Below are 17,589 nucleotides of genomic sequence, written 5' to 3'. Positions count from 1 at the left end.
GCGTCATCGTCAGGCCCTCAGCGGCACGATCGCGGCGGTCGCGGCACCTGCGCCGCGCGGCTCGATCCGCTCGCCATCGGCGGCGAAGAGATGGCAGTCCGTCTCGTCGAAGCCGAGCGTGACCTCGGCCGCCTCGGCGACGCCGGCGGCGATGGCCGGCGCGGCGCGCATCGTCACGCCCGGCATGTCGCGCCCGGCGAGATCGAAATGCAGGATGTATTCGGAGCCGAGATTCTCCTTGCGCCGCAGCCGGGCCGAGAACCATGCGCGGCCGGTTCCGCCGGGCTCGCCCTGCACCAGCGACAGCGCTTCGGAGCGCAGGCCGAGCGTCACCGCCTGCCCCTGCGCCTGCCGAACCGCCAGCGCCATCGGCCGGCCGAACAGCTCGAGCCGGCCGCCCGGCCCGACATTTGCCGGCAAGAGGTTGATGGCCGGGCTGCCGATGAACTGCGCGACCTTGAGCGAAGCCGGCTTCTCATAGAGCCGGGAGGGCGTGCCGAGCTGCAGGATCGTGCCGGAATCCATCATCGCGACGCGGTCCGACATCGTCATCGCCTCGACCTGGTCGTGCGTGACGTAGACGAAGGTCGCCCCCAGCCGCTTGTGCAGCTCGGCCAGCTCGGTGCGCATATGGACGCGCAGCTTGGCGTCCAGATTGGACAGCGGCTCGTCCATCAGGAAGACGTCGGGGTGCCGGACCATGGCGCGGCCGAGCGCGACGCGCTGGCGCTGCCCGCCGGACAGCTGCGCCGGCTTGCGATCGAGCAGATGGCCGAGCTGGAGCTGCTCGGCCGCCGCCGCGACATCGGCCTCGATGCCGCGCATCAGCGCGCGGCGTCCGGCCGACAGCGCCCGCAGCAGTGGCAGGCGCTGCCAGAGCTTCAACCGCGACATGGTCAGCGGCAGTGCGATGTTCTGGCGCACGCTCATATGCGGATAGAGCGCATAGGACTGGAACACCATCGCCACGCGCCGCTCGTGCGGGCGCAGATGGTCGACGGGCCGGCCGCCGATCGCGACCGCGCCGCCATCCTGGTGCTCCAGGCCGGCCATGATCCGGATCAGGGTCGACTTGCCGCAGCCGGAGGGGCCGACCAGCGTCAGGAATTCGCCATCGGCGATGTCGAGATCGACGCCGCCGAGCACGCGCGTCGTGCCGAAGGACTTGGCGATGGAAGACAGAGTGACAGTTGCCACGTCGCTCGCCTTTCTGTGCAGGAACTGAAGACGTCTTGCGGGCGACGCCGGATCGCGGCCCTCGGGGCCGAAGCGGCCTCAGGCGGCGCGCGGCGGATAGACCTCATGGATCACGTCGTCGATCCACAGCGTCTCGAGCCCGCCGATCTCGTGGATCGCCGCCTCGTAGTCCCGGCCGTCGAAGCTGTAGGTCACCGCGCCGAGCGTCGTCGTGCCGGCCATCCCCGGCTGCAGCGCCTCGCCGACGACGAAGCCGGAGGACGGACCCCAGATATAGCGCGTGCCGTCGACCTCGATGTCGTGGGCGCGATGCAGATGGCCGCTGGCGACGAAGGCGACCTGATGCCTGCGGACCAGGTCGAGGAGATGCGCCCGCGGCGTCGGCGGCACGCTCCAATAGCCCTTGTCGCCCTCGCCGGGCGTCTCGACGAAGAGCGGCCGGTGCAGGAACCAGCCGAGACGGCGCCCGTCGGCCTCGGCGATCTGCCGCTCCAGCCAGCCGAGCTGGCGCTCCTCCTCGGCCTCGTCGCTGCCGAACAGCATCGAATTGAGGCCGATCAGGCGCCAGCCCTCGACGTCATGCACCCAGAAATCCGGCCCGAGATGCTCGCGCCAGCGCGCCAGACGCGCCGCGTTGACCGGCTGGTGCGGATGGTGAGCCTCGCCGACATCATGATTGCCGGGGATGCTCAGCACCGGGACGCCGACACCGTCCAGGAGCTCCCGGCAATGGCGCATGTCCTCGGCGACATCCGCGCCGTCGACCGTGACGTCGCCGGTATGGACCACGAGATCCGGCGCCTGCGTCGCCAGCCAGGCCGTGAGCGGCTGCCAATTGCAGGCGAAATGCGGCTTGGTCGGACTGAGATGAGTGTCCGAGATTTGCACGATCCGGCGCATAGGTCCCTCCGAGCACGCTTCCCGCGGTGGGGAATGCGGGCCGCCTCCGTCCGTGCGGGGCGGCGGTTTTGCCCTGGACCATACAAATGAATGTTTTATGACACAAATGTATTTTCAACGGCCGGCCCGAGAGCGCCCGCACCGGCACTTGGCCGCTGTCCTGCCCGCAGCCCGCCCCTTCCCGAGGACGAGGGATCGCGCCGCTCCGTGAGGCCGGACGAGCCCGGCAGCAGGCGCCCTGCCCCGCCGGCCTCAGATCGGCTGCAGCCCGCGATAGCGCGCAAAGACGTTCTGTCTGCCGGCGGAGAAGATGACGACCTCGTACCGGTCGGGCGCCTGCCCGGGCACGTCCATCCCGGGCGAGCCCAACGGCATGCCCGGAACCGCGAGGCCCGTCGCCTGCGGCCGCTCCACCAGCAGCCGCCTGATCGCCTCGGCCGGAACATGGCCCTCGACGACATAGCCGCCGATCTCGGCGGTGTGGCACGAGGCGAGCGCGTCAGGCACGCCGAGCCTCTGCTTGAGCGGCGCGACATCGGCGACTTCGACCACCTCGACGGTGAAGCCGGCGGCCCGGACATGCGCGACCCAGCTGCCGCAGCAGCCGCAGTTCGGATCGCGGGTCACCGTCATCTTCGGCAGCGCCTCGCCGGCCAGCGCAAGGCGCGGCAGCGACAGGGCGGCGACGGCCTGCGCAAGCGCGGTGATCAGGCTGCGGCGCGATAGAGAAAGCGCATGATCCATGGTGAAGATCCTGGTTCGCTGATGCCGCATCGGCGGGGCCGGCCTCAGCCGGCCGGCGCGGCGCTGGGCGTATAGCCCGCGGCGGTCACGGCCGCCTTGATCGCGGCCAGATCCGTGCTGCCGCGCACGCTGACCAGCTTGGAAACCGGGTCCGCCACGACGGCCGCGCCCGGAAGCCGGCTCTCGATGGCCTGCTTGATCGTGCCGGCGCAATGACCGCAGCTCATGTCCTCCACCCGGACGCTGATCGCCTCATCGGGAGACGGCGCGGCGGCCGAGGCGGCGTTCGCAGGTTGCTGGCAAGAGCACATGGCGATGTCCTTCATTCGACGATGCCGGCAGCCTGCACCTTCCCACGATGGCAAGGTCAAGCCCTTTCGATCGTCCCGCGCCGCGACATCATGCCCGGGCTGGCGCAGGCCGCATCGGACGGCGTCGTCACATGCCGTTCCGGACGGCCCGGAATTGCGCGATGAAGGCCTGGGGATCGGGCAGAGAGGCCATGCGCGCGACCTCCCGTTCTTTCGGCGCCCGCGCGGCGAGCCCCGCTACGCTCGCGGGGAAGAACTGGATGGAAGGCGTTCCCTCGATCCCGTAGCGCGCCGCCAGTGCCTTCTCGGTCAGCTTCGTCCCGTCGAAATCCGTGACCTCGCGCGCCCCGAGGATGTTGAGATGCAGCACCGCGAAATTGTCGCGGATATAGCTTTCGATCACCGGGTCGGCGAGATGAACCTCGTGCATGCGCCGGCAGGCGGGACAGTTGCGCAGGCCCCAGAGGATCGCGAAGCGCTTGCCGCCCTGGCTCGCGCCGGCGAGATCCTCGCCGAGGTCGAGGAAGCTCTCGAGATACCAGTCGAGCTGATAGAGCCCGTCCTCGCCGAGCCGCGCCTTCGCCCGGGCCGGAGCGAGGCCGGCCGCCGCCATCGCGCCTGCCAGCAAGCCGCGTCGTGTGATCATGGCGTCGCCTCCGCACCAGAGCCGGATCCGGTCGGCAGATCCGTCTCTCACCTTGAGTCAGAGACCGCTTTTCCGATCGACTTGCGATGCAAGTCGATCGGGACCGGCGCTCGGCCCGGCGAGCTCTGGTATAAACATATGAATACGACTATGTTCTGCGGATGATTGCAAGCGCGAGATATTGCTGGGCCGCGGCGGCGCTGGTGCTGTCGCTCGCGGCGGCACGGCCGGCCGCCGCCGCCGAGCTCGTGATGTACACGCGCAATGGCTGCCCGTTCTGCCTGCGCTTCGAGCGCGAGGTCGCCCCGGTCTACGCGAAGACCCCCGAAGGCAAGGCGGCACCGCTGCGGCGTGTCGACCTGCCGGCCGGCGGCGTGCGTGGCGGGGCGCTGCGCGAGCCGGTGATCGCGACGCCCACCTTCGTGCTGGTGGAGGACGGCCGGGAGATCGGCCGCATCACCGGCTATCTCAACGACGACATGTTCTGGGGTTTGCTCGGGCGGCTGGTTGCTGTCATTGAGACTCCCGACGATGTTCAACGCTCTGGCACACGGACACAATGACCGCGATCGTCTCGAAAGCGCTCGAAACCGAACTCCGCGACGGCGCCGAGTTCTCGCCCGAGCTCGACCAGCTGATGCGCAAGGCCCGCAAGGCCAGCGACTTCCTCAAGGCCCTCTCGCATGAGAACCGGCTGCTCCTGCTCTGCCTGCTCGCCGAACGGGAGCGGACCGTGACCGAGCTCGAGAACCTGCTGTCGCTGCGCCAGCCCATGGTCTCGCAGCAGCTCGCCCGGCTGCGCCTCGACCAGCTCGTCACCACCCGCCGCGACGGCAAGGCGATCTATTACAGCCTCGCCAATGACGACGTCCGGCGGGTCATCGCGGTGATCTACGACATCTTCTGCGGCCCGCCGGGGACCGAAGCCGGGAAATCGTGAGCCAGCACCGCCCCGATCGGCCCCTGCCATGATCGAGCTCTCCGCCTGGAGCGCGACGCTCGCGGGCGTGGCCGTCGGGGCCGCCTGCGGCTTCACCGTGCGGCGCGCGCGGCTCTGTTCCTTCGGCTCGGTCGAGGACGCCTGGATGGGGGGCGACACCCGCCGGCTGCGGATCTTCGGCCTCGCCCTCGCGATCGCGCTGATCGGCGCGCAGGGGCTGGTCGGGCTCGGCCTGCTCGACCCCGCGAACTCGACCTATGTCCAGCCCGCCCTGCCCTGGCTCTCGATCGCGGTGGGAAGCACGCTCTTCGGCCTCGGCATGGCCCTGGTCGGCACCTGCGGCTTCGGCTCGCTCGTCCGGCTCGGCTCCGGCGACCTGCGCAGCCTGATCGTGATGATGGTCTTCGGCGCGGTCGCCTATGCGACGCTGCGCGGCATGCTCGCCCCGGTGCGGATCGACGTGCTGGAAAAGGTCTATTGGCCGCTCCCCGGCGGCCTCAAGGGCGACATCGCCGGCGTCCTCTCCTATCTCGGCGCTCCCAATGCGCGGGCCGCGATCACCACCTTCGCCGCCTTCGTCCTGATCGCGGCGGTCGCCATCGACCCGCGGCTGCGGCGCTCGCCGCGGCTGCTGCTGGCGGGAGCGACGCTCGGCCTCTCCGTCGTCGCCGGCTGGTGGGCGACGGGCATCGCCGTCGACGCCTTCGACACCGTCCCGCGGGCGCAGAGCCTGACCTTCGTCTCGCCGGTCGGGCGGGCGCTCTACGCCGTGTTGAGCGCCCCATCGGCCCTTCTCGAATTCGGCATCGGCACGCTCGCCGGAGTCACGCTCGGCTCCTTCCTGTCGGCACTCTACGATCGCGAGTTCCGTTGGGAGGCCTTCGACGACGACCGCGAGATGCGCCGCCACCTCCTCGGCGCCGTGCTGATGGGCGGCGGCGGGGTGCTGGCCGGCGGCTGCACGATCGGACAGGGCATCTCGGCCGGCTCGATGCTGGCCTTGTCCTGGCCGCTGGCGATCGCCGGCATGATGATCGGCGCAAGGATCGGCATCGCCTTCCTGATGGAAGGCTCGATCACGGGCCTCTGGCGGCGCGGCTGAGGCCCGGCGGCTGCGCGCAATAGAGCCCGTGCAGCGTCTGCAGCACCGCCTCGGCCTCCGCGCTCGCCAGCGAGAACAGCACCGCCACGCCCTGCCGCCGCGCCGCGATCAGGCCGAACCGCCGCAATTGCGCCAGGTGCGAGGCGACGCCCGCCGGGCTCAGCCCGGTGATCTGCGCCAGCTCGGCGGCGCCGGCCTCGCCCTCGACCAGCCGGCACAGAATGGCGAGCCGGCGCGGGCTCGCCATGGCGGCGAGCAGCGCCGCCGCTTCCTCGATTCGCGGAGGCGGCATCTGCTCCGGAGCGATCGAAGGCGCGATTGACATATCATATTTTCCATATATATGATTTAGCGCAACTGATAGCCCAGGAGGCAGCCATGGTCAATGTCGGCACGCTCGATCGCACAATCCGTTTCGTCCTCGGTCTGGTTTTGGCCGCGGCCGCCTTCGTGCCGCCGCTCTCCGACTGGGTCGCCCCGCTCGGCTCCTGGAAATATGCCCTGACCGCCTGGGGCGCCGTGATGCTGGCGACGGCCGCGATGCGCTTCTGCCCGGCCTACACGCTGCTCGGCATCAGCACCTGCCCGGCCGAGCGGCGCTGAGATGATCGAGACGAGCTTCACGCCGCTGGCCTCGCTGGCCGGCGGCGCCCTGATCGGCCTGGCGGCCGTGCTGCTCATGCTGTTCCAGGGCCGGATCGCCGGCATCAGCGGGATTCTCGCCCGCCTGCTGCCGCCCGAGCCCGACGGCGAGGCGGCCGGCCGGCTCGCCTTCGTCGCCGGCCTCGTCCTGGCGCCGCTCGTCGTCTACGCCGCGACGTCGGCCTGGCCGCTTGCGCAGATCGCGGCGACCACGCCCGTGCTCGTTGCCGCCGGCCTCCTCGTCGGCTTCGGCTCGGTCTGGGGCAATGGCTGCACCTCCGGCCACGGCATCTGCGGCCTGTCGCGCCTGTCCCTGCGTTCGCTGATCGCGGTCGCGACCTTCATGGCGAGCGCGATCGCGACCGTCTTCGTCGTCCGGCACCTGCTGTGAGGCACCCCATGTCGATCCTCGTCCAGTTCGCCATCGGCCTGATCTTCGGGCTCGGCCTGATCCTTGCCGGCATGTCGAACCCGGCGAAGGTGCTGAACTTCCTCGACCTCGCCGCCATCCCGACGGGCGGCTGGGATGCCAGCCTGATCTTCGTGATGGCCGGCGGCATCGCCGTCACCATGCTCGGCTACCGGCTCGCCTTCGCGCGGGGGCGCCCGCTGCTGGCCGAGCGCTTCGCGCTGCCGGCCGCGAGCCGGCCGGATTCGCGGCTCGTCGCCGGCGCGGCCCTGTTCGGCGTCGGCTGGGGCCTCGCCGGCTTCTGCCCCGGCCCGGCCCTGGTCTCGGCCCTGACCGGCGGGGTTCCGGCCCTGATCTTCCTGGCCGCGATGCTCGCCGGCATGGCCCTCGCCCGCCGGCTCGCCGCCGGCAGGACCCCATCCGTTCGACCGGCCGAGCCAGGCCGAGCCTGAGGAGAGAACCATGACAGCGATCCCGCACCCGGTCGACCTGTCGGCCAAGCCCGAGGTCACCGCCTTCTTCGACGGCGAGACCAACACCGTCAGCTATGTGGTGAAGGACCCCGGCTCGAAGGCCTGCGCCATCATCGATTCGGTGATGGACATCGACTACGCCGCCGGCCGCATCGCCTATGAATCGGCGGACGAGATCATCGCCTTCGTCCGCGAGCACGGGCTCGAGGTCGCCTGGCTGATCGAGACCCATGTCCACGCCGACCATCTCTCGGCCGCGCCCTATATCCAGGGCAAGCTCGGCGGCAGGATCGGCATCGGCGACCGCATCACCATCGTCCAGGAGACCTTCGGCAAGGTCTTCAACGAGGGCACCGAGTTCCAGCGCGACGGCAGCCAGTTCGACCGCCTCTTCGCCGACGGCGACAGCTACATGATCGGCGGCCTCGAGGCCTTCGCCATGCACACGCCCGGCCACACCCCGGCCTGCATGACCCATGTCATCGGCGATGCCGCCTTCGTCGGCGACACGCTGTTCATGCCCGATGGCGGCTCCGCCCGCGCCGACTTCCCGGGCGGCGACGCGCGCACGCTCTACCGCTCGATCAGGCGCGTCCTGGCGCTGCCGCCGCAGACCCGCCTGTTCATGTGCCACGACTACGGCCCGAACGGCCGCGAGATCCGCTGGGAGACCACCGTCGCCGAGCAGCGCGAGCACAACATCCATGTCCGCGACGGCATCTCGGAAGACGAGTTCGTCGCGATGCGCGAGAAGCGCGATGCCACCCTCGCAATGCCCAGGCTGATCATTCCCTCGCTGCAGGTGAACATGAAGGCCGGCGAATTGCCGAAGCCGGACGAGAGCGGAAAGCGCTTCCTGAAGGTCCCGCTCGACACCCTGTGAGAGCAAGCACGTCATGATCGTCTCCGGCGACCTCGCCTCGGTCGGCTCCGGCTCGCTGGTCGGCTTCGTTCTCGGCCTGATCGGCGGCGGCGGCTCGATCCTCGCCGTGCCGCTGCTCGTCTATGTCGTCGGCGTCGCCTCGCCGCATGTCGCGATCGGCACGAGCTCGGTGGCGGTCGCGCTCAGCGCCGTCTCGAATCTCGTCGGTCATGCGCGCGCCGGCAATGTGCGCTGGCCCTGCGCCCTGGCCTTCTCCGTGGCCGGCATCGCCGGCGCGGCCGCCGGCTCGGCCCTCGGCAAGCGCTTCGACGGGCAGAAGCTGCTGCTGCTCTTCGGCCTGCTGATGATCGCGATCGCCATCGCGATGCTGCTGCGCAAGCGGAGCGACGGCGCCGCGTTCGCGCCGCTGCGCAAGGAGAGCGCGCCGACGCTGCTGCCGCGCCTCCTCGGCATGGGCGGCGCCGTCGGCACCCTCTCCGGCTTCTTCGGTATCGGCGGCGGCTTCCTCATCGTCCCCGGGCTGATGACCGCGGCGCGCATGCCGATGATCATGGCGATCGGCACCTCGCTGGTGGCGGTCGCCGCCTTCGGGGTCACCACGGCGGTCTCCTACGCGCTCTCGGGCCTGGTCGACTGGCATGTCGCGGCGCTGTTCGTCGGCGGCGGAATCGCCGGCGGGATCGGCGGCACGGTGCTGGCGCAGCGGCTGTCGACCCGCAAGACCATGCTGACGCGCGTCTTCGCCGGCATCGTCGCGCTCGTCGGCGCCTATGTCGTCTGGCGCGGAGTTGCTGTCCTCGTCTGACGGATTCCGGCGAAGGACGGTGCGGCCGCGCCTCAGGAGGCGGCGACGAACCGGTAGGCCGCGCCCTGCCGTTCGACGCGCCCGACCGCCCCGGGCAGGTGGTAGCCGATCACCTGCGCCCTGTCCTGGCTGAGCCGGTCGAGCAGCCTGCGCCGCGTCGCGACGGCGAGATCGGCGTCGTGATCGGAAGCCGGACGCCACTCCGGCCGCGCGAACGAGACCTGTGGGTGCGTCAGGGCGTCGCCGAGCACCATCACCGGTCCTTCGGCCGCCTGGACCGAGAACGAGACATGGCCCGGTGTATGGCCGGGAGTCGCCACCGCCTCGATGCCCGCCAGCCACTCGCGGCCGGGCTCCAGCCGCTCGAGCCGCTCGCCCAGCTCCCTGGCGATGCGCTGCGCTCCGGCGGCGAAGGCGTGCCGGTCCCCGGGCAGGCGCTCATAGACCTTCGGATCGCTCCAGAACGCGATCTCCGGCGCAGCCGCCAGCCAGCGCGCATTGACGAAGGCCGGGCTGTCGAACTCGTCGAGCGCACCCCAGAAATGGTCGGGATGGAGATGGGTGAACAGCACATGCGTCACCGCATCGGGCTCGATCCCGGCCGCCTTCAGGCTCTCGCCGAGCTTGCCGGAGCCCGCCAGGAAGTTCGCGCCCGAGCCGCAGTCGAACAGGATGACGTCCTTGCCGCGGCGCAGGCAGGTGACGTTGAGCACCGAGCGCATCGGCCCGTTCTGCTTGGCCTCGGCGGCGAGCTCGGCCGGCGCGACGTCCCGCGCCAGCATCGAGAGCGGCAGCTCGAAGCTGCCGTCGCTGAGCACGGTCAGCGTCCCGTCGCCCGAGCCCAGCGTCGCGACCACCTGTGCGAGCGAGGACGAGGCGAAGGCGCAGGCACCGGCGGTGACGAACAGGCGGCGCGTCAGCATGGAGCACTCCGAGGATCGATCGGTGCAGTGAGTTCCAAAGGCGGGTGCTTCCCTCGCCGTCATTGCGAGGAGGCGAAGCCGACGAAGCAATCCGGGGGCGGCAGAGACCTACGTCCCCTCTGGATTGCTTCGCTGCGCCCGCAATGACGAATGTGGCCGCAATACGAGCCACCCTTACTTGTTCACAGGCGATTCCGGATCGAACAGATAGGCCATCACGTCCTTGATCTGCTGTTCGTCCAGCACCTTGTTGACGCCGAAGCGCGGCATGTTCGAGCAGGGCACCACCGCCATCGAATTGTAGATCTTGGTATAGGCGTCCTTGATCGTCGCGGGATCGTATTTGCGGTCCTTGCCATAGGCGGCGAGGCTCGGCCCGAGCGTGCCGTAGCTGACCTCCTTCGGGTCGAGCTGATGGCAGGCGAAGCAGTTGCCGCCGGAGACCGTGCCCGGCGGGTCGGAGAACTGGCCGCCGCGGCCGTTATTGGCGACCTGATAGCCCTTCTTCCAGTCGCCGAGGAACTTGCCGTCGGCGGGATAGACGACACGCGCCTGCTCCCGCTTCATCATCGCCTCGCCCTGCGCCGAGGAGGGATTGTTGCGGGTCGCATTGCAGACCGAAAGCGATTCGTCCGGCGTGATCCTGGCCTGCCATTCGGCCGACGCCTTGCCGAAGGTCGCCTTCAGATAAGCGTCGATCACGGCCTGCGGCGGCCGCTCCTGGGCGGCGGCCGTGCCCGCGGCGACCAGCAGGGCCGCCAGGGAAATGACTGTCCTCATCATGGCGTTGCCCCTCAGCGCTTGATCGACGGAACCTTGATCTCACCGCCTTCAGCCTGCTTCTGCAGGAAGACGGTGAGCGCGGTCAGCGCGTCCGAGCCGTATTCCGGCACCGGCCAACGCTGCTGGCGATAGCAGTCCCAGAGCCGATGCTGCATCGTCCGCAGCGCGCTCTGCGAGACGCGGTAGGTCGGCCAGGAGCCCATCGTTTCCTGCGCGGTCTTGCCCTTGACCGAGAGGTTGGGCAGGCCCTGCAGGCGGATGCGCTTGCCCTCCTCGGCATGGCAGGTGGCGCAGGAGAAGTCGTTGACGCCGCCGCGCGTGTAGAAGAGCGCCTCGCCGACCGCTGCCATCTCCTTCTCCTTGGGATGGGAGAGCTGCGGCTGGATCGTCATCTCGCTCGACTTGTTGGCGATGAAGGCGACGAGATCCTCCATGTCCGAGGCCCTCGCCGGTCCGGAGAAGCGCCGCTGGACCACGTCCTTGGTATCGAGCCCCTGCAGCTTGTCCATGCACCAGAGCAGGCGCTGCTCGGTGTCCATCACCCTGTCGGCGTCGGCGAAATAGCGCGGCAGCTTGGCATAGGCGCCTTCGAGCTTGCCCGGCCCCTCGCCGAGGTCGCAGCCCTCCAGCGAGACGTTCTTGGCTCCGCGCTTCTCCGCCCAGAGCGCCTCGCCGCGGTCGACCGCGAGGAAGCCCGGATTCGAGAACGGGTCGGAGAGCATCTGGCGATACCGCTCGATCTCCTTCTCGCTCTCGTCCTGCGGCGGCGATTGCGCGGTCAGCGGTCCGGCCGCCACTGTCATGACGGCCGCCAGTGCAGCCGCTCCGATGATCGGAAGCTTCATCCCTCTCCCTTTCGTTTCCCCGGAGCCCGCTCCGATCGCCCGGCCTCGCAGGCGGATCGGCAAAACGGTCTCCCTCTTTGAAGCTGGGCCGCTTATCCTGCGGTCTCGCCGTCGGCCCTCTCAGGGGGCTTTACATTCACAAAAAACAATATCACGATACGTGCAAATGATGTGCGACCGACCGTCGCGCCGTCAAGAGCGAAAACAAGACGAAATCCAGGGAGGAGCTCGCATGCAGACGAAACGACCGGCGCTGTCGCGCCGCGATGCGGTGAAGGTCGCGGCCTGGGCCGTCGCCGCCGCGGCGATCGCGCCGCGTCTCGCCTTCGCCGACGAGAAGGCCGTCGCCGCCGAGATCAAGAAGCTCTACGGCGACAAGCCGATGGCCTCCGGCAAGATCAGGCTCGACGTGCCCGAGATCGCCGAGAACGGCCTCGTGGTCCCGATCAATGTCGAGGTCGAGAGCCCGATGACGGAGACCGACTACGTCAAGGCCGTGCACGTCTTCGCCGAGGGCAACCCGCTGCCAGGCATCGTCAGCTACCAGTTCACGCCCGCCTGCGGAAAGGCGTCGGCGGCGACGCGCATGCGGCTCGCCCAGACGCAGGACGTGATCTGCGTCGCCGAGATGTCGAACGGCGCTCTGCATACCGCCAAGGCCAACATCAAGGTCACGATCGGCGGCTGCGGCGGCTGACGCCTCCGCATCAGCGTCGACAGAACAGAGAACAAGGCGAGGAAACCCCATGACGACCAAGCCCACGCCCCGCGTGCGCGTTCCGGCCAAGGCCGCCGCCGGCGAGCTGATCGAGATCAAGACGCTGATCTCGCACGAGATGGAATCCGGACAGCGCAAGGATTCGAAGGGCGAGACGATCCCGCGCAAGATCATCAACAAGTTCTCGGCGAGCTTCAACGGCAAGCCGGTCTTCTCGGCCGACTGGCACCCGGCGATCTCGGCCAATCCCTACCAGTCCTTCTTCTTCAAGGCGACGGAATCGGGCGAGTTCACCTTCATCTGGAAGGATGACGACGGCTCGGAATACACTGCCAAGAACAAGCTGACGGTGGGCTGACGCCAGCCGTCGGCGTGAGCGCACGCGCAGCAATCCGGACGCTGCAGGTCTTTGCGCCCCCGGATTGCTCCGCCGCTACGCTCCTCGCAGCGACGACGAAAACTCCGATTGCCAAGCTCTGGATCGCGATGTGCGCGGATCCAAAGGACGAGTCATGATCTCACGACGCGAATTCCTGCAGGCGACGGCGGTCGCCGCGGCACTGGCGACCGGCTCCGGCCTCGGCCCGCTCGGGCGCGCCGCCGCCCAGCAGAAGCTGTCGCAGGCCGACATTCTGCGCTTCGAGCCGCAAGGGCAGGTCACCATCCTGCACGTCGCCGACATCCACGCCCAGCTCATGCCGCTGCAGTTCCGCGAGCCGGCGGTCAATCTCGGCGTCGGCGAGGTCAGGGGACTGCCGCCGCACCTGACCGACGCCGCCTTCCGCGAGCACTTCAGGATCGCCGCCGGCTCGGCCGACGCCTTCGCGCTGACCTCGGACGACTTCGTCGCGTTGGCGCGCAACTATGGCCGGATGGGCGGGCTCGACCGGATCGCGACGCTGATCAAGGCCGTGCGGGCGGAGCGCGGCGACGACAAGGTCCTGCTGCTCGACGGCGGCGACACCTGGCAGGGCAGCTGGAGCGCGCTCCAGACCAAGGGCCAGGACATGGTCGAGGTCATGTCGGCCCTGAAGCTCGACGCGATGACCTCGCACTGGGAGTTCACGCTCGGCGCCGAGCGCGTCAAGGAGATCGTCGAGGCCGCGCCCTTCGCCTTCCTCGCCCAGAACATCCGCGACAAGGAATGGAACGAGCCGGTCTTCCCGCCGCGCAAGCTCTTCGAGAAGGGCGGCGTCAAGGTGGCGGTGATCGGCCAGGCGCTGCCGCGCACCGCCGTCGCCAACCCGCGCTGGATGTTCCCCGACTGGGAGTTCGGCATCCGCGAGGACGAATTGCAGAAGCAGGTCGAGGAAGCCCGTGCCGAAGGCGCCGCGATCGTCGTGCTGCTCTCGCATGACGGCTTCGATGTCGACCGCAAGCTGGCGAGCCGCGTCAAGGGCATCGACATCATCCTGACCGCGCATACGCATGACGCCATGCCCGGCCTGATTCGCGTCGGGCAGACCGTGCTCGTCGCCTCCGGCTCGCACGGCAAGTTCGTCTCGCGCCTCGACATCGCGGTGAAGGACGGCAAGGTCTCCGATATCCGCTTCAAGCTGATGCCGGTCTTCAGCGAGGCGGTCGCGCCCGACCCGGAGATGGCGGCGCTGGTGACGAAGCTGCGCGCGCCCTATGCGACGGAGCTGGCGAAGGAGATCGGCCGCACCGAGTCGCTGCTCTACCGGCGCGGCAATTTCAACGGCACCTTCGACGATCTGATCTGCGACGCCATGCTGAGCCAGCGCGACGCCGAGATCGCGCTCTCGCCCGGCTTCCGCTGGGGCGGCACGCTGCTCCCGGGTGAGCCGATCACCTGGGAAGCGATCAGCAACGCGACCGCGATCACCTATCCGAACTGCTACCGGATGGAGATGACCGGCCAGCAGCTCAAGGACATCCTCGAGGACGTCGCCGACAACATCTTCCACCCCGACCCCTATTTCCAGGGCGGCGGCGACATGGTCCGCACCGGCGGCATGGGCTACGCCATCGATGTCGGCAAGTCGATGGGCAGCCGCATTTCCGGCCTGACCCATCTGAAGTCGGGCCGGCCGATCGAGGCCGGCAAGCGCTACGTCGTCGCCGGCTGGGCCAGCGTCAACGAAGGCACGCAGGGGCCGCCGATCTGGGATGTGGTGCGCGACCATGTCGCCGCGGCCCGGACCATCACGATCAAGCCGAACGACGCCGTGAAGGTGAGCGGGGCATGAGCGCCGCCACCACCGTGACCCGCGAAGGACGAGGAGACGAGGCATGACCTCTCCCGCAAGACCCGATGCGCTGAGCCGCCGCCGCTTCCTCGGCGGGGCGGCGCTCGCCGGAGCCGGCCTCGCCGGCGCCGGAACCGCCCGCGCCGAAGCGGGCAAGCCCGATCCGCTGATCACCGAGGTCCAGGACTGGAACCGCTATCTCGGCGAGGGTGTCGACAAGCGGCCCTACGGCATGCCCTCGCGCTTCGAGAGGCACGTGATCCGCCGCGACGTCCCCTGGCTGACGGCCTCGCCCGAATCCTCGGTCAGCTTCACGCCGCTGCACGAGCTCGACGGCATCATCACCCCGTCCGGCCTGTGCTTCTCGCGCCATCACGGCGGCATCGCCGAGATCGATCCCGCCAGCCACCGGCTGATGATCCATGGCCTGGTCGAAAAGCCGCTGGTCTTCACCATGGAGGACATCAGGCGGATGCCGCGGCAGAACCGCATCCATTTCCTCGAATGCGCGGCGAATTCGGGGATGGAGTGGCGCGGCGCGCAGCTCAACGGCTGCCAGTTCACCCACGGCATGGTCCACAACGTCATGTATACCGGCGTGCCGCTGAAGCTGCTGCTGGCGGAGGCCGGGCTGAAGCCCCAGGCGAAATGGCTGATGCTGGAAGGCGCCGACGCCTCCGGCATGAACCGCTCGCTGCCGCTCGACAAGGCGCTCGACGACGTGCTGATCGCCTTCGCCATGAACGGCGAGGCGCTGCGGCCCGACCAGGGCTACCCGCTGCGCGCCGTCATCCCGGGCTGGGAGGGCAATCTCTGGGTCAAATGGCTCCGGCGCATCGAGGTCGGCGACATGCCCTGGCAGGCCCGCGAGGAAACCTCGAAATACACCGATCTGCTGGCCGATGGCCGCTCGCGCCGCTTCACCTTCGTCATGGACGCCAAGTCGGTGGTGACCAATCCCTCGCCCCAGGCCCCGCTCCGGCACAAGGGCCGCAACGTCCTCACCGGCCTCGCCTGGTCCGGGCGCGGCGCCATCAAGCGCGTCGACGTCACCCTCGACGGCGGCCGGAACTGGCAGCATGCGCGGATCGACGGGCCGGCCCTCGACAAGTCCCTGACCCGCTTCTACGTCGATTTCGACTGGGCCGGGCAGGATCTGCTGATCCAGTCCCGCGCCATCGACTCGACCGGCTATCTCCAGCCGACCAAGGACGAGCTGCGCAAGATCCGCGGCACCAACTCGATCTATCACAACAACGGCATCCAGACCTGGCATGTGAAGGCGAACGGGGAGACCGAGAATGTCGAGATCGGCTAGCCCCCTCCTGCTCGCGGGCTTCGCGGCGGCCGCGGTGCTGGCCGCCGCCCCGCTGATCGCGCAGACCAAAGCGGCCGCCCCGGCCAAGTCGGCGCAGGCGCATCCGCCGGCAAAGGCCGCGACGGGCGCTCCCGCGCCGGCGGCGAAACTCGGCCTCGGCCGCGAGGCGCTGCCCGAGGAGATCCAGGCCTGGGCCATATCCGTGCGCCCCGACGGCAAGGGCCTGCCGCCCGGCAAGGGCACGGTCAGGCAGGGCGACGAGATCTTCCAGGCGCAATGCGCCAGCTGCCACGGGGAATTCGGCCAGGGCAATGGCCGCTGGCCGGTGCTGGCCGGCGGCCAGGGCTCGCTGCGGTCGGACCGTCCGGAGAAGACGATCGGCTCGTTCTGGTCCGACCTGTCGACCGTGTTCGACTATGTCCGCCGCGCCATGCCCTTCGGCAATGCGCGCTCGCTCTCGCCGGACGAGATCTACGCCGTCACCGCCTATCTCCTCTACCTCAACGACATCGTGAAGGACGAGGACTTCGAACTGTCCGATAAGAACTTTACCTCTGTGAAGCTGCCGAACGCGGCCGCCTTCTACGACGACGACCGCGAGACCACGGAGAAGGCCTTCTGGGGCAGGGAGCCGTGCATGAGCGACTGCAAGCAGCAGGTGACGATCACCGGACGGGCGGCGGTGCTCGACGTGACGCCCGATGCCAAGACCGCGCCGAAGGTCGACTGATGCCGCTGGCCGGCGCCGTCCAGCTTGCGATGCTCGGGCTGATGCTGGCCAGCGCGCCGGCCAGGGCGGAGGGCGACCGGGCACTCGGGGAATATCTCTCGTCCGAATGCACGAGCTGCCACCAGAGCAGCGGCAGGCAGGTCGGCGGCATCCCGGCGATCACCGGCCATCCGGCCGAGCAGTTCGTCGCGCTGATGAACGCCTATCGGCAGCGCCAGCGCGACAACAAGGTGATGCAGGCGGTGGCGGCCCGGCTCTCCGGCGAGGAGATCGCAGCCCTCGCCGCCTACTATGCGAGTCTGAAGCCTGGAGCCCGTTCCGATCAGCCTGCTGCACACGCTGAACGGTAAAGCGGTCTCCACCTCGAAATGGGAGGCGGGTTCATCGATCTGGCTGGCACAGCCTGATCGGATCCGGCTCCAGCCTTAGCCGGGCGCATGGCCCGGTCAGCGGAGGTGGACACGATGTCGGAGGAAACGCAGCAGGCTTCGCGCCGGGCCCTGATGCTGGCGGCGGCGAGCGGCGTCGTCGCCGCGGCGGCGCCGGCGCTCGCAGCGCCCCGGCAGATGGCGCTCGCCGAGCTCCGGAAGGAGGCCGACATCGCCTGCCTCTACCATTGCGATTTCGGCGACCCGCCGCGCTTCGTCCAGATGCTGCAGAACATCGCGAACCATTACTCCGCCTATGGCGCCGACCCGTTCGCGCTCCAGCTCGCCATCGTCGCGCACGGCCCCGGCGTGAAGTTCTTCCTGGAGACACTCGAGGACACGAGCTGGCGCGACGAGGTCATGGTCCCGAAGATCTTCGAGCGCGTCGAGGACGTCGCCAGGAACGGGCTGAAGGTCCATCTCTGCGAGATCACCTTCGCGCGGCTGAAGATCGACAAGGGCAAGGCGCGCAAGGCGGAGTTCGTGAGCTTCGTGCCGTCCGGCGTCGCGGCCGTCGCCGCGATGCAGGCCAGGGGCTTCGCCTATCTGAAGGTCGGATAGCATTCGCAGGACACCAGCCGT

General features: G+C 69.1%; 24 protein-coding genes. 15 read left to right on the top strand and 9 right to left on the bottom strand.

All coding sequences use genetic code 11. The features are described from left to right. Positions 1-9 precede the first annotated feature (9 nt). The 5 genes from CS1GBM4_RS07880 to CS1GBM4_RS07860 form a co-directional block, all read right to left on the bottom strand. Positions 10-1,197, bottom strand: a complete 1,188-nt coding sequence (locus CS1GBM4_RS07880; RefSeq protein WP_186418152.1) for an ABC transporter ATP-binding protein — start codon at positions 1,195-1,197, stop codon at positions 10-12. 78 nt (positions 1,198-1,275) lie between these two features. Next, the gene (locus CS1GBM4_RS07875; RefSeq protein WP_186418151.1) at positions 1,276-2,097 is read right to left on the bottom strand and encodes a metallophosphoesterase; all 822 of its coding nucleotides are present in this window, start codon (positions 2,095-2,097) and stop codon (positions 1,276-1,278) included. Positions 2,098-2,349: 252 nt separating this feature from the next. Next, complete coding sequence (locus tag CS1GBM4_RS07870; RefSeq protein ID WP_186418150.1) at positions 2,350-2,841, bottom strand: DUF411 domain-containing protein; 492 nt, start codon at positions 2,839-2,841, stop codon at positions 2,350-2,352. Between the two features lie 44 nt (positions 2,842-2,885). After that, entirely contained in the window at positions 2,886-3,167 is a 282-nt protein-coding gene (locus tag CS1GBM4_RS07865; RefSeq protein ID WP_244607115.1) for a heavy-metal-associated domain-containing protein, read from the bottom strand. Between the two features lie 112 nt (positions 3,168-3,279). Beyond that, complete coding sequence (locus CS1GBM4_RS07860; RefSeq protein ID WP_186418149.1) at positions 3,280-3,798, bottom strand: thioredoxin family protein; 519 nt, start codon at positions 3,796-3,798, stop codon at positions 3,280-3,282. Positions 3,799-4,001: 203 nt separating this feature from the next. Between CS1GBM4_RS07860 and CS1GBM4_RS07855 the strand changes: the two genes are divergently transcribed. From CS1GBM4_RS07855 to CS1GBM4_RS07845, 3 genes are read left to right on the top strand one after another with little or no spacing between them, the layout of a single operon-like run. Then, complete coding sequence (locus CS1GBM4_RS07855) at positions 4,002-4,361, top strand: thioredoxin fold domain-containing protein (protein WP_244607114.1); 360 nt, start codon at positions 4,002-4,004, stop codon at positions 4,359-4,361. Then, complete coding sequence (locus tag CS1GBM4_RS07850) at positions 4,358-4,738, top strand: metalloregulator ArsR/SmtB family transcription factor (protein WP_186418147.1); 381 nt, start codon at positions 4,358-4,360, stop codon at positions 4,736-4,738. Before CS1GBM4_RS07855 ends, CS1GBM4_RS07850 begins: the two co-directional genes overlap by 4 nt. A gap of 28 nt (positions 4,739-4,766) precedes the next feature. Continuing rightward, positions 4,767-5,840, top strand: coding sequence for a YeeE/YedE family protein (locus tag CS1GBM4_RS07845; protein ID WP_186418146.1), 1,074 nt, complete (start codon positions 4,767-4,769; stop codon positions 5,838-5,840). On the opposite strand, the gene CS1GBM4_RS07840 is transcribed toward CS1GBM4_RS07845, so the two are convergent. Beyond that, positions 5,815-6,165, bottom strand: coding sequence for a metalloregulator ArsR/SmtB family transcription factor (locus tag CS1GBM4_RS07840; RefSeq protein ID WP_186418145.1), 351 nt, complete (start codon positions 6,163-6,165; stop codon positions 5,815-5,817). The genes CS1GBM4_RS07845 and CS1GBM4_RS07840 overlap by 26 nt on opposite strands. Positions 6,166-6,218: 53 nt before the next feature. Between CS1GBM4_RS07840 and CS1GBM4_RS07835 the strand changes: the two genes are divergently transcribed. The 5 genes from CS1GBM4_RS07835 to CS1GBM4_RS07815 are packed head-to-tail and all read left to right on the top strand — an operon-like array spanning position 6,219 to position 9,052. Continuing rightward, entirely contained in the window at positions 6,219-6,443 is a 225-nt protein-coding gene (locus CS1GBM4_RS07835) for a DUF2892 domain-containing protein (protein WP_186418144.1), read from the top strand. A gap of 1 nt (position 6,444) precedes the next feature. Then, a complete protein-coding gene (locus CS1GBM4_RS07830) occupies positions 6,445-6,873 on the top strand; it encodes a YeeE/YedE family protein (protein ID WP_186418143.1) in 429 nt (142 codons plus the stop codon). 8 nt (positions 6,874-6,881) lie between these two features. After that, positions 6,882-7,343: a DUF6691 family protein gene (locus tag CS1GBM4_RS07825; RefSeq protein ID WP_186418142.1), complete on the top strand. Its 462-nt coding sequence runs from the start codon at positions 6,882-6,884 to the stop codon at positions 7,341-7,343. A 10-nt stretch (positions 7,344-7,353) separates the two neighbouring features. Then, the gene (locus tag CS1GBM4_RS07820) at positions 7,354-8,247 is read left to right on the top strand and encodes an MBL fold metallo-hydrolase (RefSeq protein WP_186418141.1); all 894 of its coding nucleotides are present in this window, start codon (positions 7,354-7,356) and stop codon (positions 8,245-8,247) included. Between the two features lie 13 nt (positions 8,248-8,260). Continuing rightward, complete coding sequence (locus tag CS1GBM4_RS07815) at positions 8,261-9,052, top strand: sulfite exporter TauE/SafE family protein (protein ID WP_186418140.1); 792 nt, start codon at positions 8,261-8,263, stop codon at positions 9,050-9,052. A gap of 32 nt (positions 9,053-9,084) precedes the next feature. On the opposite strand, the gene CS1GBM4_RS07810 is transcribed toward CS1GBM4_RS07815, so the two are convergent. The 3 genes from CS1GBM4_RS07810 to soxA form a co-directional block, all read right to left on the bottom strand. Beyond that, positions 9,085-9,975 carry an MBL fold metallo-hydrolase gene (locus tag CS1GBM4_RS07810; RefSeq protein WP_186418139.1) on the bottom strand — a complete coding sequence of 297 codons (891 nt, stop codon included), beginning with the start codon at positions 9,973-9,975 and terminating at the stop codon, positions 9,085-9,087. A 174-nt stretch (positions 9,976-10,149) separates the two neighbouring features. Next, positions 10,150-10,755, bottom strand: a complete 606-nt coding sequence (gene soxX / locus CS1GBM4_RS07805) for a sulfur oxidation c-type cytochrome SoxX (RefSeq protein WP_186418247.1) — start codon at positions 10,753-10,755, stop codon at positions 10,150-10,152. Positions 10,756-10,769: 14 nt separating this feature from the next. After that, on the bottom strand, positions 10,770-11,603 hold the full coding sequence (gene soxA / locus CS1GBM4_RS07800; protein WP_186418138.1) for a sulfur oxidation c-type cytochrome SoxA: 834 nt from the start codon (positions 11,601-11,603) through the stop codon (positions 10,770-10,772). Between the two features lie 232 nt (positions 11,604-11,835). On the opposite strand from soxA, the gene soxY reads away from it, so the two are divergent. The 7 genes from soxY (at position 11,836) to CS1GBM4_RS07765 (ending at position 17,568) form a co-directional block, all read left to right on the top strand. Then, positions 11,836-12,300, top strand: a complete 465-nt coding sequence (gene soxY / locus CS1GBM4_RS07795; RefSeq protein ID WP_186418137.1) for a thiosulfate oxidation carrier protein SoxY — start codon at positions 11,836-11,838, stop codon at positions 12,298-12,300. 49 nt (positions 12,301-12,349) lie between these two features. Further along, positions 12,350-12,679, top strand: coding sequence for a thiosulfate oxidation carrier complex protein SoxZ (soxZ, locus tag CS1GBM4_RS07790; protein ID WP_186418136.1), 330 nt, complete (start codon positions 12,350-12,352; stop codon positions 12,677-12,679). A gap of 154 nt (positions 12,680-12,833) precedes the next feature. After that, complete coding sequence (gene soxB, locus CS1GBM4_RS07785; protein WP_186418135.1) at positions 12,834-14,531, top strand: thiosulfohydrolase SoxB; 1,698 nt, start codon at positions 12,834-12,836, stop codon at positions 14,529-14,531. A gap of 43 nt (positions 14,532-14,574) precedes the next feature. Continuing rightward, positions 14,575-15,849: a sulfite dehydrogenase gene (gene soxC / locus CS1GBM4_RS07780; protein ID WP_186418134.1), complete on the top strand. Its 1,275-nt coding sequence runs from the start codon at positions 14,575-14,577 to the stop codon at positions 15,847-15,849. After that, entirely contained in the window at positions 15,833-16,579 is a 747-nt protein-coding gene (locus tag CS1GBM4_RS07775) for a cytochrome c (protein WP_186418133.1), read from the top strand. Before soxC ends, CS1GBM4_RS07775 begins: the two co-directional genes overlap by 17 nt. Next, the gene (locus tag CS1GBM4_RS07770) at positions 16,579-16,929 is read left to right on the top strand and encodes a c-type cytochrome (protein ID WP_244607113.1); all 351 of its coding nucleotides are present in this window, start codon (positions 16,579-16,581) and stop codon (positions 16,927-16,929) included. The genes CS1GBM4_RS07775 and CS1GBM4_RS07770 overlap by 1 nt, the downstream gene beginning before the upstream one ends. A 114-nt stretch (positions 16,930-17,043) precedes the next feature. Beyond that, complete coding sequence (locus tag CS1GBM4_RS07765; RefSeq protein WP_186418132.1) at positions 17,044-17,568, top strand: DsrE family protein; 525 nt, start codon at positions 17,044-17,046, stop codon at positions 17,566-17,568. The last annotated feature ends 21 nt before the right edge of the window (positions 17,569-17,589 follow it).

This window comes from Allobosea sp. CS1GBMeth4 (assembly GCF_900185715.1).
Lineage (GTDB): Bacteria > Pseudomonadota > Alphaproteobacteria > Rhizobiales > Beijerinckiaceae > Allobosea.
Note: the sequence above shows the minus strand (reverse complement) of the source record. Positions and strands in the feature narration are given on the sequence as shown.